This is a genomic window from Proteus myxofaciens ATCC 19692 (assembly GCF_001654855.1).
GTDB classification, from domain to species: domain Bacteria; phylum Pseudomonadota; class Gammaproteobacteria; order Enterobacterales; family Enterobacteriaceae; genus Proteus; species Proteus myxofaciens.
On sequence record NZ_LXEN01000095.1, the window covers coordinates 1 to 15323 of the forward strand.

Consider the following 15323-nt stretch of genomic DNA (forward strand, 5'->3'; position numbering starts at 1 on the left):
TTTATTTTTTACAGTTACAATTTTATTGTAAATAAATTTATATCCTTGATTTTCTTTCTCTAATTCTTCTTTTGAACTTTGGGTGACAGTAAATGCAGAACCTACATGAGCGACAGACCCTGCATACTCTGAATCCATTTTATTTTTGACAAATGTTTCATCAGAGGCGTTGGTATCTTCGTATGTGATACCATTTTTTTTCATATCAGCACCATAAGTGTTCCATTCATCAACTTCTGATGAAAATGAACTTAGATTAGTGACTATTTTAGTAAATCGGTCAACTGAGCCATCAAGACCAGAATTACAACCAGATAAAATTAATGTCACGGCACCAATCAAAAAAATATTCTTTTTCATATTTTCCTCTTATATTACAAATTTTTTAGTCTAACCATTTCGATATATAGTATGTGAATACCATTTAGCTAACTTATATAGGTTATACTAAAATTCGAAGCTAAATAGAAAATTAAGATTAATTACTGTTAGAGTCATCATTTTTAGAAATAACACTCAGTTAATGCTAGATAATTAAGTTTATTTACTTATCCTTGTTCTATATAATTACTTAATATTGTTCTATATATTTACTTAGCTTAATCCAATCACTTCTTTTAATGTTTTAAGATAACGGCGACTGACTGGAATTTGGTTATTATTATGTAAGATAAGTTCTGCTTGTCCATTATCACTAAATACAATTTCATTTACATAGTTCATATTGACTAAGTATTGACGATGGCAACGTACAAGCGGGGTACGTGTTTCTAAGGTGCGTAATGTCAGCTCTGTAAAACCTTCTTGTCCTTGATTATTGGTGACATAAACACCACTTAATCTTGATGTGGCAAAAATAGCTTCATCAATCGGCATTAACCAAATACGACTATGGCCGGTGCAAGGAATACATTTTAAACGCTCTTCTGGTGGGATTAATAAATCAATATTTTGTTTATTACCTTGGCGCAAACGATGTAATGTTTTATTTAAACGCTCTTGTTCTAATGGTTTAAGTAAATAATCAAAAGCATGTTCTTCAAAGGCTTGAATCGCATATTCTTCAAAAGCAGTTAAAAATACAATATAAGGGCGATGTTCAGGATCAAGCATGGAAACCATTTCAAGTCCTGTTATACGGGGCATTTGAATATCAAGAAAGATAACATCAGGTTTTTTGCGATGTATTTCACCAATAGCCTCAATGGCATTATTACATTCACCAACGATAGCCATATCTTTTTCCATCTCAAGCAGACAACGCAAATTTTCACGGGCTAGAGGTTCATCATCAACAATTAATATATTCATGGTTATGCTGTGTTATCCATACTTTTTTCTAAAGGTAAGCAAATTTTTACTTTAGTATATTTATCGGGCTCACATTCCACGATGACACCGTATAATTCACCATAACGCAGTTTTATTCGTTTATCGACTAATCTCATACCTAACCCTAATTCATGAGATAAACGTTGAGGCTGATATAAACCTGCGTTGTCACAAATTTCAATAATGATTAAGTGGTGTTCCAGATAGGCACTAATTGTAACGGTTCCTGTGTCTAATAACTGTGATGTTCCGTGTTTAATTGCATTCTCAACCATAGGTTGTAATGAAAAAGCAGGTAATTGCGCCATTAACAAATGCTCAGGTATATTAATACTGAGTTGTAGTCGTTGCTGAAAACGCGCCTTTTCTATTTGTAAATAGGCGTTAACGTGTTCAATTTCATTACTTAACGTTACAATTGCTTCAGGTCTTTTTAAATTTTTGCGAAAAAAGGTCGATAGAAACTGAACCAATTGTTTAGCTTGGTCACTATCTCGCCGTATAACTGCTTGTAATGTATTTAGAGCATTAAAAAGAAAGTGTGGATTCACTTGAGCATGTAATAATTTAATTTCAGATTCTAAGAGTGATTGTTTATTTCGCTCATATTGCCCAGCAAGTATTTGAGCAGAGAGTAAACTGGCGATCCCTTCACCTAATGTGCGATTAATGGAGCTAAATAGTCGATTTTTTGCTTCATAAAGTTTTATGGTGCCAATAACACGATTATTTTCACCACGAAGTGGAATGACTAAAGCCGAACCTAATTTGCAATGAGGTGATAGCGTACAGTGATAAGGGGTTTCATTACCATCAGCATAAACAACTTCATTGTTATGGATGGCTTGTTTTGATTGTGCTGATGAAATAGGTGTACCGGGTAAATGATGGTCTGCACCAATACCAATAAAGGCGAGAAGTTTTTCTCTATCGGTAATAGCAACGGCGCTGACTTTTAACTCTTGGTAAATGACTTTAGCAACTCGTGTACTATTATCTTGGTTAAATCCTTTGCGTAGAATGCCTTCAGTGCATACGGCAATTTTTAATGCTTGAGTAGAAAATGCACTGGTATATTTCTCAAAAATAGCGCGCCTGTCTTGCAATATACGGATAAACATTGCAGCACCAACGGTATTAGCGACAATCATCGGTGTGGCTATATCTTTAACTAAGGCTAGCGCTTCTTGAAAAGGCCGGGCTAATAATAAGATAATGGCCATCTGTATGATTTCAGCGATAAATGTCACTATTGCAGCTGTCCAAGGATTAAAAATACGATGCATTTGCCCTCGTTTGACATAATGCTGATGCACTAATCCACCAATTAATCCTTCAACAATCGTTGATACCATACAACTAAATGCAGTCATTCCGCCAAGAGAATAACGGTGTAATCCACCTGTAAAGCCGACTAGAAAACCGACATAAGGACCACCTAAAAGTCCACCTAGCACTGATCCTATTGCTCGTGTATTGGCAATAGAATCATTAATATGTAGTCCAAAATAGGTACCCATAATGCAAAAGATAGAAAAAATGACATAACACATTAATTTATGGGGAAGTTTGATGGTAACTTGTAACAGTGGCGTAAATAAGGGCGTTTTGCTTAAAAACCAAGCAATAATAAGGTACACGCACATTTGCTGTAATAACAGTAAAACAAGATCGAATTCGTACATAATGTGAGTATTACTCTCGATTTCTAAGTGGTAAATAAAAAAGACACAATGAAATGGGGCTATCAATAGGGCAATAAAATTTGATATAAGAATAACTTAATCGCACTATCAAACAAAATATTCCTCTGAGTCAGTGAGTTGGCGCACGATATTCTTAAAAAAATTCTGAATTATTGTGTAATATAATTCTATCAGTGAGTGTTCTGCTTCACTATTAAGGTCTAATCGTTATATGAAAAAAAGAGCTATTTATCTTATTTTATTAATGCTAATTCTTATTGCATTAGCCGTACTATTCCGTGCGCATAATCAATATTTATTACTTCAAGGGGAAGTTGATGCCCCAGAGGTTATTGTTGCCTCTAAAGCAAAAGGTCGTGTGATTGAACGCCATATACAACGCGGTGATGATGTAAAAGCAGGCCAACTAATGATTACATTAGAAAGCCCAGAATTAAATGCGCAAGTTGCGGCACTTGAAGCGGCTAAAGCACAAGCGCAAGCACAATTAGATTTGTCTCTTCATGGCACAAGAGAAGAGAGCATTCGTAATTTAGAAGCTGTGTTATCACAAGCACGAGTCGAATCTGCCAATGCCGTAAAAGATTATCAGCGTATTAGTGCCATTGCGAATCAAGGTTATGTATCAGCGACTGAACTTGATAATGCACGCCGTAGCCGTGATGTGGCATCACAACGCGTTAGAGCTGCACAAGCTGAACTTGACGAAGCTAAAAATGGCGATCGTGTTGAATTACGCCATAAATATACCGCGGCGGTTCAACAAGCAGAGCAACAGCTTATCGAATTAAAAATACAGCAAGACGATCTTCAAGTAAAAGCACCTGTCGCAGGTGAAGTTGGCCCAATTCCTGCTGAAATAGGTGAGCTTTTTAATGCAAATAGTCCTTTAGCAACATTAATCCGTATTCCTGAGGCTTATTTTGTTTATAACTTAAGAGAAGATATTTTAGCGGATATTCGTAAAGGCGATCGTGTTACGGTTACTGTACCTGCTTTGGGTAATCAAGAGATTGAAGCACAAGTACGTTATATTGCACCAATGGGTGATTACGCAACTAAACGCGCCACTCGTGCAACAGGGGATTTTGATTTAAAAACCTTTGAAGTTCGTCTCTACCCAACAACACAAATCGAAGGGCTACGCCCTGGTATGAGTGCCTTATGGCGTTGGGATAAATAAGGGTAAATATGAGAATAAAGGCAGCTTGGCGAGGTTTTAGCAGCGCATTCTCGCGAGAAACCCATATGGCCGTTCGCAGTCCAGTTTTTCATTGGTTAAGTTGGTTGTTTCCATTAATGTTATTTGCATTAATCAGCGCTAACTTTTCAGAAGGAACGTTGCTGAATCTACCTGTTTCGGTGATTAACAATGATAATAGTCCTTTATCAAGGACGCTTATTCGTGACTTAAATGCGGGCTCTCATGCCAAGCTTGATACATTAGATGGTAATCCACGTACAGCATTAGAGCGATTAGGAAGTGCTCAAGATTATGCTATCTTAACGATACCTCGCTATTTTGAAAACTGGGTATTAGCAGGAAAACAACCGACGGTGCGTATGTATTACAATGGGCTATATTACGCAGCAGGAAGTTATGCAATACAAGATTTCAGTGGATTAATTGCCCAGCTAAATGCGCAATACCGCACAATCTTAGCACAAGAGATGAATAAACCTGTTCCTCCTTTAGCAAAAGTCACTCTCTCTTATGACAGTCTTTTTAATGCGAGCGGTAGTTATATTTATTATCAACAATTTGCTGCTACTATTCATATGCTTCAGCTATTTGTAGTGACATGCACAATCTATTCTCTATCACGAGGGAATATATTGTTGAATATTAAACCGTTCACTTATGCTGTTATTGGCAAATTAGCACCTTATACCTTCTTTTTCATTACGCTACTTATTATAGAGCTCGCTGCTTTAGTCTATTTTTCAGGTGCTAAGGTCAATGGTAACCCTCTATATATGGTGCTAGTAGGATTCTTTTATATAATAGCCGCGCAAAGTATTGGATTATTGCTCTTTGCGTTTACCAATACAGCGATTACTGCATACAGTATGATAGGTATGTTAGTGAGTATTGCATTAGCCTTTTCAGGAATGGCAGTACCTGAGCTTTCAATGATATTACCAGCACGGATAATCTCTAATTTAGAGCCATTAACGCACGCATTGAACGCCATGTTTGATATTTTTTTAAGAGAAGTGTCATTACAAGGCATTTTATATGTTTGCACGCTATTATTAATTTATCCTTTTGCCATTGCATTACTAGTCCGTAAACGTATCTTCAAAAGATTGGAATTACAGGCAGGTGTGGCATGATGCAGATGTATTTCCAAACCTTTAAGCGCGTTTTATTAGGTATGCTAGAAAAGCCTATGTGGATGTTGCTGATAGTCTCACTTTGCATAATGAGTTTGGTATACGCTAAGCCGGTTTTATGGAATTTACCTGTTGCTGTTATTAATCAAGATCATAGCCCTGCAAGCTATTCACTTATTCGTGCATTAAATGCTACGCCTAAATTAACCTTAAAAAGCTATGATAATTTAGAAGAAGCTCGTCACGATATGATAATGCGTGAATTATTTGCGATTATCATTATTCCAACTAATTTTGAGAAAAAATTACTTAACGGTAAAGATGTGACTGTCCCGGTGTTTGGAGATGCGACTAACCGGCTTGCCAGTGGGCAGATACAGCAAGAGCTGATGCAGGCCTATCAACAGTTATTAGATGCTTATAACGGACGTATTTTAGAAAACGCAGGTTTTAGTCAAGAACAATCAAAAATCTTATTAAAGCCAATCCAAAGTGAAACTATAGGTATGTATAACCCAGGGGTAAGTTTTGCCGCTATTATTTTCCCGGGTCTGTTAGTGATGCTATTACAGCACTCCTTATTAATTGCTTGTGTGCGTGTCAGTATTGCAGTGAGAGGAACACCAAAAGGTAAACCCCCATTAGCGGTATATTTAGGCGCATTATCTGCACTTATTCCTATTTGGCTCTTTTTATCCACTGTTTTCTTTGCATTATGGCCTTGGGTGCTAGGATATCGGCAAGAAGCACCTCTTTATCAAATTTGGATGCTTACATTCCCATTCTTACTTGCGGTATTAGGATTAGGAAAACTGATTACGGAGTGTTTACGTAGTGTTGAGATGATCTATTTGACACTCGCCTTTGTAACAACGCCCGTTTTCTATATTTCAGGAACGATTTGGCCATTACAGGCTATGCCTGATTGGGTTTTTGCTATTTCATCTGCATTACCTTCAACGTGGGCTGTAAATGCGATGGCAGGTATTAACCAAATGGGGCTATCATTCCAAAGTATTTTGGGGGATATCGTAATGATGCTGATTTTAGGCGTTGTTTATACGGTATTAGGCTCTTTGGTGGGTATGTTACGCAATGGCGAATTAAGACATATTACGCATCAATTTAAACATTGGTTACATCATCGTAAATAAACACGATAAAAAGCCCTTCGGGGTTTTTTATGTTTTAGGGTAAAACGCGCTCTTGAATCCACTTCATCAACTTATGAAGTGGATTACTGCTTTATCATTCAACTAATTCTAACCCTGCCACTTTACGCCAATAGCCGTTACAGTCATGGTGATGTACTGTTGTCAGTGGTTGTTGACCGTGTTCATTTTGACGAAATTGATGCAATGTCTCAAAGATAGCATCTGAACTTGGTGAAAGGCGGATAATATCAACCAATCCCGCCATTGAGGCTTGGTCATTACCTAAGTTATAACAATAGCCGCTTTGTGTTTGAATACCATTTAATACAAATACTTGCTGATTTTCTTGGGATAATACACGGCGACCTTGAGGATATTTCTGACAACATGTTTCACAGTCATCTTTAGAGCGATTCTCAGAGCGAGCAGTAAAGCAACGTGCAGAATAAGCTAAAGGTAAATAGCCATAAGCAAATACTTCTACTTCAAATTTATTTCTAAAGCCTAGTGTTTCACATTGGTCTAAAAGCTGAGTCAGCCAATCATGAGAAAGCTCTACAGGCATACACCAGCGAATCATACCTTGTTTATGTAATAAACGTAGCGCGTAAGCGTTATAGCAGTTAAGCCCATGCCCTGCGACAAAAGGGAGCTTTCTCTCATTAAGCATATTAATCACACCGAAATCATGCGCTTCAATGAGAAATTCACCGTTATCAACAAGTTTACTTATCTCTTTAAGCTCTGAAGGCGCTTGTAAAAGAGCAAGTGTAGAGATAACGACTTGCTTTCCACTTTTAGCAACTTCTTTTGCAAGATTAATCCAATCTTGTGGTTTGGTTTCGCGGCGCTTACTACAGACTGTTTCACCTAAATAGAGAATATCGGCATCGCTATTTTTTGCTTTTTCATAAAATGCTTCAAGTGTTGCCTTAGGCCAATAATAAAGCACAGAACCCAGTGCATATTTCATTTTCTTATCCTTAATTATTGCCATTTACGGTGATAAGCACCTAATGTGGTTTGTGTTCCTTCTGATATTTTGCCTAATGTTTTCATCCATTGCGATTGGGGATTAAATCCTTGAGGGTCACGCTGACACGTATCTATCGCAGCTCGCCAAACTTTTGCAACTTCAGTAACATACGCAGGACTACGCTGACGACCTTCAATTTTGACAGATGCAATATTCATTGCCATAAGTTCAGGTAATAAAGAGAGGGTATTTAAACTAGTCGGCTCTTCAAGTGCATGATAGCAGTGGTCTTCAACAAGATAACGTCCTTTACATAAGGTAGGATAACCGGCATTTTCATCAGGTAAATAGCGGTCTATCAATACATTATTAAGGCGAGAATCCATGCCTTTTTCTGTTTGTTGCCAACGTACAAAGCGCGCAGGAGAACACGCACCAACGGTATTAGGTGATTCACCTGTTAAATAAGAAGAGAGATAGCAACGACCTTCCGCCATAATGCATAAACTACCAAAAGCGAAAACCTCGAGTGGTACTGGGCTACTTTGTGCTAATTGCTTAACTTGATGAATAGAAAGCACCCTAGGTAGCACAATACGAGCAACATCAAAATTTCGTTGATAGAATTTAATTGCCTGTGTATTGGTTGCTGAGGCCTGAACTGAAACATGACGTTCAATATGGGGATAACGCTCTGCCGCATATTCCAACATAGCGATATCCGCTAAAATTAAGGCATCAGCACCTAAAGATGCTGCCATATCCACCGCTTTTTGCCATCGTTCAAATCCATTAGGATGCGCAAATGTATTTATGGCTATATGTAATTTTCGCTGGTGGCGATGAACATAATTAGCAGCTTCTTGTAATTTCTTTTCCGTAAAATTAAGGCCAGCAAAGTGTCTTGCATTGGTATCATCTTTTAAACCGATATAAACCGCATCGGCACCATTATCAATGGCCGCTTTTAAGGCAGGTAAATTACCTGCTGGGCATAATAATTCCATCTTTACTTCCCTTAAGAGATCAAAAATGATCGGAAATTGTAATTAATAAGGCAAAAATAGGTTTTGATTTAGGGCAGGGAAGTACGTTTTTACTTAAGTGAAATTGAATAAATTAAAAAATGAACAATAGATTGGCAGAATATTGATGTAGTACGGCAGAATTCCTGTTTATATCTGGCACAATATTCCCAATTTCATTTATAGGAGCTCGAAAGTGTTTAGCAAAATTCGTCACCGTTTGGTTAAAGATGGCCCTCGTTTTTTACGTTATCCTTTGCAAATAACGCCATTTGCATTACAACGCGATATTTTAGAGCAATTTTTAAGCTGGCAATTTCGCGAGTCCCTCGCTGAAGGCGATTTACACTTTTTAGAAAATAAATGGCTAAAAGTTGAGATCAAAGATTTACATTTACGGTGGTTTATCAGTGTTTGTGATGATAAATTAATTGTTAGTCGTTCAGAGAAAGAAGATGTCAGTTTTAGCGGTAATGCGAATGATCTTATTTTGATTGCTGCACGTAAAGAAGATCCTGACAGCTTATTTTTCCAACGTCGTTTACAAATTGAGGGCGATACAGAACTTGGGCTATATGTTAAAAATCTGATGGATGCAATTGAGTTAGATTCAATGCCATCTGTATTGCGTTTTGGTTTACTACAACTGGCTGATTTTGTGAAAAGTGGGCTTCATGAAGAAAGTGAAGATACCCTACACAGCCATGAACTGAGTTCAACTTCATGCTAATACGTGTTGAAATTCCCGTTGATATTCCTGCTATTGATTCACTTTTACGTCAAACATTTCCAACTGATGCGCAAGCAAATCTAGTTGCACAATTACGAGAAGAAGGATTGCTAACATTAGGAATGGTCGCTATCAGTGATGAAGGCCAAATTGTTGGCTACATCGGTTTTACGCCAGTTGATGTCGAAGGTAGAGATTGCCAGTGGGTAGGGCTTGCGCCTCTTGCTGTTGCAGAACAATACCGCGATCAAGGCATTGGTCGTGAACTCATTAATGAAGGGTTAGATAGCCTTAATGAGTTTGGTTATGGTGCAGTCGTTGTGTTAGGTGAGCCTGAATATTATCATGCTTCTGGCTTTACTTGTGCAAAATCACAAGGATTGTATTGTAAATGGCCTGATACTGAAGCGTTTTTCCAACTTTATGCACTTGATAATGGCAATGTAGACGATATTCACGGTTTAGTGAATTACTCCCCATTATTTGATAAATTTTGCTAATTATGCGGATTATGATTTAAATAAAGTGCAACGTCTGAAGGCTGATCGGTGATCAGCTTTTCTTTTTGTTGTTTTTTCAGCTGTTTTAGTTGATATTCAAGCTGTGAGGCCTGTTGTCTATTGCCTACAGGACATTGAAATTCGAGAAACAACGGTCCTTTCCCTTTTAATGCTTTTGCACCTGTTCCTTGTTGATGTTGATAAAAACGTCGGCTTACATCGGTTGTGATTCCTGTATAAATATTCCCCAATTTATCTCTTATCATATAGATTGACCACTTTTGATCAGCCATTATTTTTCCTTTTCGTGCTATATATTATTCTGGTAAATAATATTTCTTAGTTATTCATGTAAATAATGAATCAGTAAATTAACATTATAACTATATTGAATATCAATAAGTTAAGTATTATTTATGATAAAAAAACTAATGTTAAAAAAAAGATATTCAAAAATATTGAAAATGAAAAGCAATTATTGCTAATTTTCATCAGCGATTAAAGCGCATAATATGATCCACATCACAGAGATATACTCCGCGATAAACAAAAAATCTTAGAATTTAATAGGAGTCTTTTATGAAAAAATCTACATTAATCGCTGCAACATTCGCATTAGGTGCTATTTCATTTGGTACAATGGCAGCAGATAGCGTTTCAACAAGCAAAACCGCATCAGGTGAGTATATCACAATCACTGGTAACGATACTCTAGATGGCTTAACTAACAAAATTGCTCAAATTGCAAAAGATGATGGTGCAAAAGGTTATAAAGTTATCGGCGCTACAGGTAACGATTATCTGACTGTAAATGCTGAAATTTATCGTTAATCTTTAAAGTATAGCAATAAGCAGTTTGTAATAAGAGACATGCGCAAGACGCTTGTTCTAGTGATATAATTATCATAGAACAGCGTCTCTTTTGTATTTATGCGAGCATAAAATGTTTCATTCAGATTCAATCAAATTAATTAACAGTTTTATCAGTAAGCACCACGTGTTTACTTTGTGCACAACGAATTCTCAACATGATGTTTGGTGTGCTAATTGTTTTTATTGGTTTGATGAATTAGAAATGCGACTCGTTTTTCTTTCAGAAGAGAAAACACGTCATGCTCAAATGATGCAAAATAATTTAACAGTTGCAGGAAGTATTAGTACGCAAGAAATTTCAGTAGCACAATTACAAGGTATACAATTTACAGGTATTGTTTCTCAACTGACAGGTGGTGATAACCTACAGGCTAGAAAACAATATTGCTCACGATTTCCTGTCGCGTTAGCGGCTATCCACGTACCATTATGGCAACTGAAATTTCAAGAAATTAAAATGGTAGATAATACATTAGGATTTGGTACTAAGCTTTATTGGCAACGAGATTGAAAATATAGCTTATTATTCCCAGATATAATGGCTTTTTTGTTCCCATCCTTTAGAAGACATACATGAGTTATAAAATGTCTTTCTATCATCTTGGTTAATATCCTCTACATAGCTTTCTGTCATTGGTACACGTTCTGTGTAAGTCTTTTTATCACCGCAGTGATCTTTATCATCCTTACGACATGTCTTTTGTACATCACGATAAACAGTGCGTTGCAGTACTTCTTTGCGAACTGGGTAACGTGTATTTGAATCAAGCTCACATAATAGTTTAGCTTCTTGCAATGTGTAACTTGATACGCCTTTTGATTCCCATTTACTTGTGCAACCTGAAAGTAAAACAATTGAAAATAAAGATAAAAGAACAGATTTCATACTTATAGTCATCATTAAAAGAATAATTAAGAGTAATAATAATAAAACAAACATAATAATTTTGGCTACATTTTTTGCAAATGATTCGCATTTGATAACTTAGGTGACTAAATGAGAAAAAGAAGAAAGGAGCGAGGAAAAATAAAAGCCCATAAATGGGCTTTTAGATATTATTCAAATGACGACAGATTTTTTTCAATCTCTTCATCAATTTCAGTATGTTGAATATATTTAGCACCTAATTTTTCTTTCAACGCGGTGCCTAGCTTAACGAGCTGTTCTCGATTCGCTTTGGATTGTTTCTTGCCCCATTTTTTCAAATGGTAATTTAGTTCATGATCTTCAGAAAAGCTTACATATTTATTATCACTTAAAGGCATACATCCTCCAGTTAATTCAATGTGTATTATTTCAATTTATAGATAGTCTGATTGCGGCTACCTCTCCACAGTAATGCGGGATCATAAAGTTCTTGCACAAATTTTCCATCAACCAGGACATTAATATAATCAACGACTTCCTGCTGTTGTGGGGTAAGAGAATCAAATGAATAACCAGTCCAAACCCAAATATCTTTATCAGGGCATTGTGCTTTTACTCTCTTTACCAATTTTAATATAGCAGAAAGATTCTGAGGATGAAGGGGATCTCCACCTGAAAGTGATAATCCTTGTCGTTTGATACGAGTATCGTTGAGATCAGCGATGATCGTATCTTCTATTTCTTGCGTAAATGGTTTGCCAGAAGTTAATGACCAAGTGGATTTGTTATAACACCCTCTGCATTGGTGTATGCATCCTGACACAAACAATGTACAACGTGTTCCTGGGCCATTAACCACATCAACAGGGTAGTATTGATGATAATTCAAAATATTAACCTTAACCTAATTGGCCATTTGCTAGATGTTTTACACGGCGTTTTACTTCTTCTTGCTTACCTGCATTAAATGGACGCGAATCAGGACTTCCTAAATAACCACATACACGACGAATAACTGAGACTCTAGCAGGGTTATGATTACCACAGCGAGGACAAGTAAAGCCTTTGCTAGTACAAGAGAACTCACCTGTGTAGCCACAGTCATAACACTCATCGATTGGTGTATTAGTACCGTAATAAGGCACTCGTGTGTAGCTATAATCCCAAACATCTTCTAACGCTTTTAAGTTATGTTGCAAGTTTGGATATTCGCCGTAACAGATAAAACCACCGTTAGCTAAAGGAGGATAAGGGGCTTCAAAATCCAATTTATCGTAAGGATTTACTTTCTTTTCAACATCTAAATGGAAGCTATTCGTGTAATAACCTTTATCTGTCACACCTTGTAGAATGCCAAATTCAGCAGCATCTAAACGACAAAATCTATCACAAAGGTTTTCACTTGGTGTGCTGTAAAGGCTAAAACCATAACCTGTTTCATCTTTCCATTGATCAGTGGCTTCTCTTAAATGCAAAATAATAGCAACCGCTTTTTCTCGTAATGTTTCATCATCAAAAAGATGTTTTTGTGTGCCAAATAGTGCATTAATACACTCATAAACACCGATATACCCTAATGAAATAGAAGCTCTACCATTTTTAAAAATTTCAGCAACATTATCATCTGCTTTTAAACGCACACCACAAGCCCCTTCCATATAAAGGATAGGTGCAACACGAGCTTTTACGTTTTCTAAGCGAGCAATACGTGTCATTAATGCTTTTTTTGCTAATGCAAGGCGTTCATCTAATAGTGTCCAGAATTTTGCCTCTTCACCATGAGCTTCAATCGCAATACGTGGTAGATTCAAGCTAATTACGCCTAAATTATTACGTCCTTCATGAAGCATTTTGCCATTCTCTTCGTAAACACCAAGGAAACTACGACATCCCATTGGGGTTTTAAACGATCCTGTGACTTTAACAACTTGATCGTAATTAAGAATATCGGGATACATGCGCTTACTTGCACATTCCAGCGCGAGTTGTTTGATATCGTAATTGGCATCACCAAATTTATGGTTAAGGCCATCTTGAATAGCGAAAACTAATTTAGGAAATACCGCTGTTTTACGATTTTTGCCTAAGCCTGCCATACGATTTTCGAGAATGGATTTTTGAATTAAACGCGCTTCTTTAGAGGTACCTAATCCAAAGCCAAAAGTGACAAAGGGCGTTTGTCCATTGGCGGTATGTAAGGTATTAACTTCATATTCTAATGACTGAAATGCATCGTAGCATTCTTTTTCAGTACGTGCATTGGCATAGGCTTCTTTATCTGTAATTTGCCATTCTTTAGCGACTTTATAGTGCTTGTCATAACTGGCTTTGACAAAAGGCGCCAACACTTCATCAATACGATTGATTGTTGTACCACCATAAATATGGCTGGCAACTTGTGCAATAATTTGTGCTGTAACTGCGGTTGCCGTTGAAATTGATTTTGGCGGCTCAATTTCGGCATTACCCATTTTAAACCCCTTAGTTAGCATGCCATTAAGATCGATAAGCATGCAATTAAACATCGGGAAAAAGGGCGAATAGTCGAGATCGTGATAGTGTATTTCACCACGTTCATGAGCGAGTACAACATCTCTTGGTAGAATATGCAGTTTTGCATAATGTTTTGCCACAATGCCAGCTAATAAATCACGCTGAGTAGGAATAACTTTACTGTCTTTATTCGCATTTTCATGAAGAATAGAGACATCACTTTGTTCGATAAGACCGCGAATTTCTTGTGTTAAGCGCCCACGTTGTTCACGAGCAACATCTCTATCATGACGATATTCAATATAGGCTCTAGCGATATTTTTATACTCACCTGCCATCAGCTGATTTTCTACTGCATCTTGGATTTCACGTATATCAACGTCAGTGCGCCCTTTGAGCGATTGTGAAACTGATTGTGCGACAAAATCGCAATAATCATCATCAGTGATGTGACAAGCTACCGCGGCTCTTTTAATAGCATCACTAATACGGACTTTGTCAAAAGAGACTTTACAACCATCTCGTTTTATCACTATGGTTTTCACAATCCTACTCCTTAATTATTTATCCACAGGTTAAAAAGCCCATTAAAATAGGGAATAACATCACATTTGATTGTATTGTGGATAAGGTGTGTATAATAACTATATGTTGTATCGGTGTGTATATTAAAGCACAACATATAGTAATTAGCAGGAGATTAATCTTAGCAAATGATGATCTAAATCAAAGTATTTTTGCTACATCAAGTACGAAGAGGGATGCGTTGAATTGTAAATTCTTCGCTAAAATAAAAGTGATAAATATTGCATCACAAAATAAGAATACAAAAAAAGCAAAGTGTTCAGAAAGAAACCTTTGCTTTTTTATTAGAACAAAAATAAACCAAATTAGCGGATAGCGATAACTTCGATTTCTACTTTTGCATCTTTAGGTAAACGCGCTACTTCAACACAAGAGCGAGCTGGGAATGTTGCATTATTTTCTTTAAAGAATGCTTCATAGGCAGCATTAATTGTACCGAAATCATTTAAATCTTTAACGAAAACGGTTGTTTTTATGATATTGGCAACTTTTAAGCCTGCTTTTTCAATAATTGCTTTAACGTTTTCTAAAGATTGACGAGCTTGTTCTGCGGCATTATCAGATACAAATTCACCTGTTGCAGGATCAACGGGTAATTGGCCTGAGGTGATAACTAAATTACCTAAATCGACGCCTTGTACATAAGGACCAATTGCAGCAGGGGCTTTATCGGTATTAATTTCGTAAGACATTTAGAACTCCTGTTTTTATAAGATTGACGCTAATATTTGATTAGCTATACGC

General features: G+C 36.8%; 17 protein-coding genes and 1 pseudogene. 7 read left to right on the top strand and 11 right to left on the bottom strand.

The window, feature by feature from the left end:
• From M983_RS09915 to M983_RS09925, 3 genes and pseudogenes are all read right to left on the bottom strand, one after another.
• Positions 1 to 360 (bottom strand): annotated as a pseudogene (locus M983_RS09915) (membrane lipoprotein lipid attachment site-containing protein); the annotation flags it as partial.
• A 234-nt stretch (positions 361 to 594) separates the two neighbouring features.
• Positions 595 to 1311 carry a two-component system response regulator BtsR gene (gene btsR, locus M983_RS09920; protein ID WP_066749918.1) on the bottom strand — a complete coding sequence of 239 codons (717 nt, stop codon included), beginning with the start codon at positions 1309 to 1311 and terminating at the stop codon, positions 595 to 597.
• A gap of 2 nt (positions 1312 to 1313) precedes the next feature.
• Positions 1314 to 3017 (bottom strand): sensor histidine kinase, encoded by a 1704-nt coding sequence (locus tag M983_RS09925; RefSeq protein WP_066749920.1) that lies wholly within the window; start codon positions 3015 to 3017, stop codon positions 1314 to 1316.
• Between the two features lie 232 nt (positions 3018 to 3249).
• Here M983_RS09925 and M983_RS09930 point away from each other — a divergent pair, with 232 nt between their 5' ends.
• From M983_RS09930 to M983_RS09940, 3 genes are read left to right on the top strand one after another with little or no spacing between them, the layout of a single operon-like run.
• Positions 3250 to 4221, top strand: a complete 972-nt coding sequence (locus M983_RS09930; RefSeq protein WP_066749924.1) for an HlyD family secretion protein — start codon at positions 3250 to 3252, stop codon at positions 4219 to 4221.
• Positions 4222 to 4229: 8 nt separating this feature from the next.
• Positions 4230 to 5375, top strand: coding sequence for an ABC transporter permease (locus M983_RS09935; protein WP_066749925.1), 1146 nt, complete (start codon positions 4230 to 4232; stop codon positions 5373 to 5375).
• Positions 5375 to 6529 carry an ABC transporter permease gene (locus M983_RS09940; RefSeq protein WP_066749926.1) on the top strand — a complete coding sequence of 385 codons (1155 nt, stop codon included), beginning with the start codon at positions 5375 to 5377 and terminating at the stop codon, positions 6527 to 6529. Before M983_RS09935 ends, M983_RS09940 begins: the two co-directional genes overlap by 1 nt.
• 94 nt (positions 6530 to 6623) lie before the next feature.
• On the opposite strand, the gene M983_RS09945 is transcribed toward M983_RS09940, so the two are convergent.
• Positions 6624 to 7502 (bottom strand): U32 family peptidase, encoded by an 879-nt coding sequence (locus tag M983_RS09945; RefSeq protein WP_066749927.1) that lies wholly within the window; start codon positions 7500 to 7502, stop codon positions 6624 to 6626.
• 14 nt (positions 7503 to 7516) lie between these two features.
• Complete coding sequence (gene ubiU / locus M983_RS09950) at positions 7517 to 8512, bottom strand: ubiquinone anaerobic biosynthesis protein UbiU (RefSeq protein WP_066749929.1); 996 nt, start codon at positions 8510 to 8512, stop codon at positions 7517 to 7519.
• 214 nt (positions 8513 to 8726) lie between these two features.
• Between ubiU and ubiT the strand changes: the two genes are divergently transcribed.
• The gene (ubiT, locus tag M983_RS09955; RefSeq protein ID WP_066749931.1) at positions 8727 to 9260 is read left to right on the top strand and encodes a ubiquinone anaerobic biosynthesis accessory factor UbiT; all 534 of its coding nucleotides are present in this window, start codon (positions 8727 to 8729) and stop codon (positions 9258 to 9260) included.
• Positions 9254 to 9760: a GNAT family N-acetyltransferase gene (locus tag M983_RS09960; protein WP_066749933.1), complete on the top strand. Its 507-nt coding sequence runs from the start codon at positions 9254 to 9256 to the stop codon at positions 9758 to 9760. The genes ubiT and M983_RS09960 overlap by 7 nt, the downstream gene beginning before the upstream one ends.
• Here M983_RS09960 and M983_RS09965 read toward each other — a convergent pair.
• A complete protein-coding gene (locus tag M983_RS09965; RefSeq protein WP_066749935.1) occupies positions 9757 to 10053 on the bottom strand; it encodes a GIY-YIG nuclease family protein in 297 nt (98 codons plus the stop codon). The two genes, M983_RS09960 and M983_RS09965, sit on opposite strands and share 4 nt — an antisense overlap.
• A 286-nt stretch (positions 10054 to 10339) precedes the next feature.
• Here M983_RS09965 and M983_RS09970 point away from each other — a divergent pair, with 286 nt between their 5' ends.
• Together M983_RS09970 and M983_RS09975 are read left to right on the top strand one after the other, a co-directional pair.
• Positions 10340 to 10591, top strand: coding sequence for a YdgH/BhsA/McbA-like domain containing protein (locus M983_RS09970; RefSeq protein ID WP_066749937.1), 252 nt, complete (start codon positions 10340 to 10342; stop codon positions 10589 to 10591).
• Between the two features lie 112 nt (positions 10592 to 10703).
• Positions 10704 to 11144 carry a YhbP family protein gene (locus tag M983_RS09975; RefSeq protein WP_066749939.1) on the top strand — a complete coding sequence of 147 codons (441 nt, stop codon included), beginning with the start codon at positions 10704 to 10706 and terminating at the stop codon, positions 11142 to 11144.
• A gap of 12 nt (positions 11145 to 11156) precedes the next feature.
• On the opposite strand, the gene M983_RS09980 is transcribed toward M983_RS09975, so the two are convergent.
• From M983_RS09980 to M983_RS10005, 5 genes are all read right to left on the bottom strand, one after another.
• Positions 11157 to 11519, bottom strand: a complete 363-nt coding sequence (locus tag M983_RS09980) for a hypothetical protein (protein ID WP_083954584.1) — start codon at positions 11517 to 11519, stop codon at positions 11157 to 11159.
• A gap of 170 nt (positions 11520 to 11689) precedes the next feature.
• The gene (locus tag M983_RS09985; protein WP_066749941.1) at positions 11690 to 11899 is read right to left on the bottom strand and encodes a hypothetical protein; all 210 of its coding nucleotides are present in this window, start codon (positions 11897 to 11899) and stop codon (positions 11690 to 11692) included.
• 26 nt (positions 11900 to 11925) lie between these two features.
• Positions 11926 to 12390, bottom strand: coding sequence for an anaerobic ribonucleoside-triphosphate reductase-activating protein (nrdG, locus tag M983_RS09990; protein WP_066749945.1), 465 nt, complete (start codon positions 12388 to 12390; stop codon positions 11926 to 11928).
• A gap of 10 nt (positions 12391 to 12400) precedes the next feature.
• On the bottom strand, positions 12401 to 14539 hold the full coding sequence (nrdD, locus tag M983_RS09995; RefSeq protein WP_066749947.1) for an anaerobic ribonucleoside-triphosphate reductase: 2139 nt from the start codon (positions 14537 to 14539) through the stop codon (positions 12401 to 12403).
• A gap of 345 nt (positions 14540 to 14884) precedes the next feature.
• Entirely contained in the window at positions 14885 to 15271 is a 387-nt protein-coding gene (locus M983_RS10005) for a RidA family protein (protein ID WP_066749948.1), read from the bottom strand.
• Positions 15272 to 15323 lie beyond the last annotated feature (52 nt).

Bases quoted from the DNA above. Each gene is read 5' to 3' on its own strand.
- M983_RS09970 (WP_066749937.1), top strand. From the start codon at position 10,340: ATGAAAAAATCTACATTAATCGCTGCAACATTCGCATTAGGTGCTATT.
- M983_RS10005 (WP_066749948.1), bottom strand. From the start codon at position 15,271: ATGTCTTACGAAATTAATACCGATAAAGCCCCTGCTGCAATTGGTCCT.
- M983_RS09940 (WP_066749926.1), top strand. From the start codon at position 5,375: ATGCAGATGTATTTCCAAACCTTTAAGCGCGTTTTATTAGGTATGCTA.
- ubiU (WP_066749929.1), bottom strand. From the start codon at position 8,512: ATGGAATTATTATGCCCAGCAGGTAATTTACCTGCCTTAAAAGCGGCC.
- M983_RS09965 (WP_066749935.1), bottom strand. From the start codon at position 10,053: ATGGCTGATCAAAAGTGGTCAATCTATATGATAAGAGATAAATTGGGG.
- M983_RS09935 (WP_066749925.1), top strand. From the start codon at position 4,230: ATGAGAATAAAGGCAGCTTGGCGAGGTTTTAGCAGCGCATTCTCGCGA.
- M983_RS09985 (WP_066749941.1), bottom strand. From the start codon at position 11,899: ATGCCTTTAAGTGATAATAAATATGTAAGCTTTTCTGAAGATCATGAA.
- M983_RS09925 (WP_066749920.1), bottom strand. From the start codon at position 3,017: ATGTACGAATTCGATCTTGTTTTACTGTTATTACAGCAAATGTGCGTG.
- M983_RS09980 (WP_083954584.1), bottom strand. From the start codon at position 11,519: ATGAAATCTGTTCTTTTATCTTTATTTTCAATTGTTTTACTTTCAGGT.
- M983_RS09975 (WP_066749939.1), top strand. From the start codon at position 10,704: ATGTTTCATTCAGATTCAATCAAATTAATTAACAGTTTTATCAGTAAG.
- M983_RS09945 (WP_066749927.1), bottom strand. From the start codon at position 7,502: ATGAAATATGCACTGGGTTCTGTGCTTTATTATTGGCCTAAGGCAACA.
- M983_RS09960 (WP_066749933.1), top strand. From the start codon at position 9,254: ATGCTAATACGTGTTGAAATTCCCGTTGATATTCCTGCTATTGATTCA.
- M983_RS09930 (WP_066749924.1), top strand. From the start codon at position 3,250: ATGAAAAAAAGAGCTATTTATCTTATTTTATTAATGCTAATTCTTATT.
- btsR (WP_066749918.1), bottom strand. From the start codon at position 1,311: ATGAATATATTAATTGTTGATGATGAACCTCTAGCCCGTGAAAATTTG.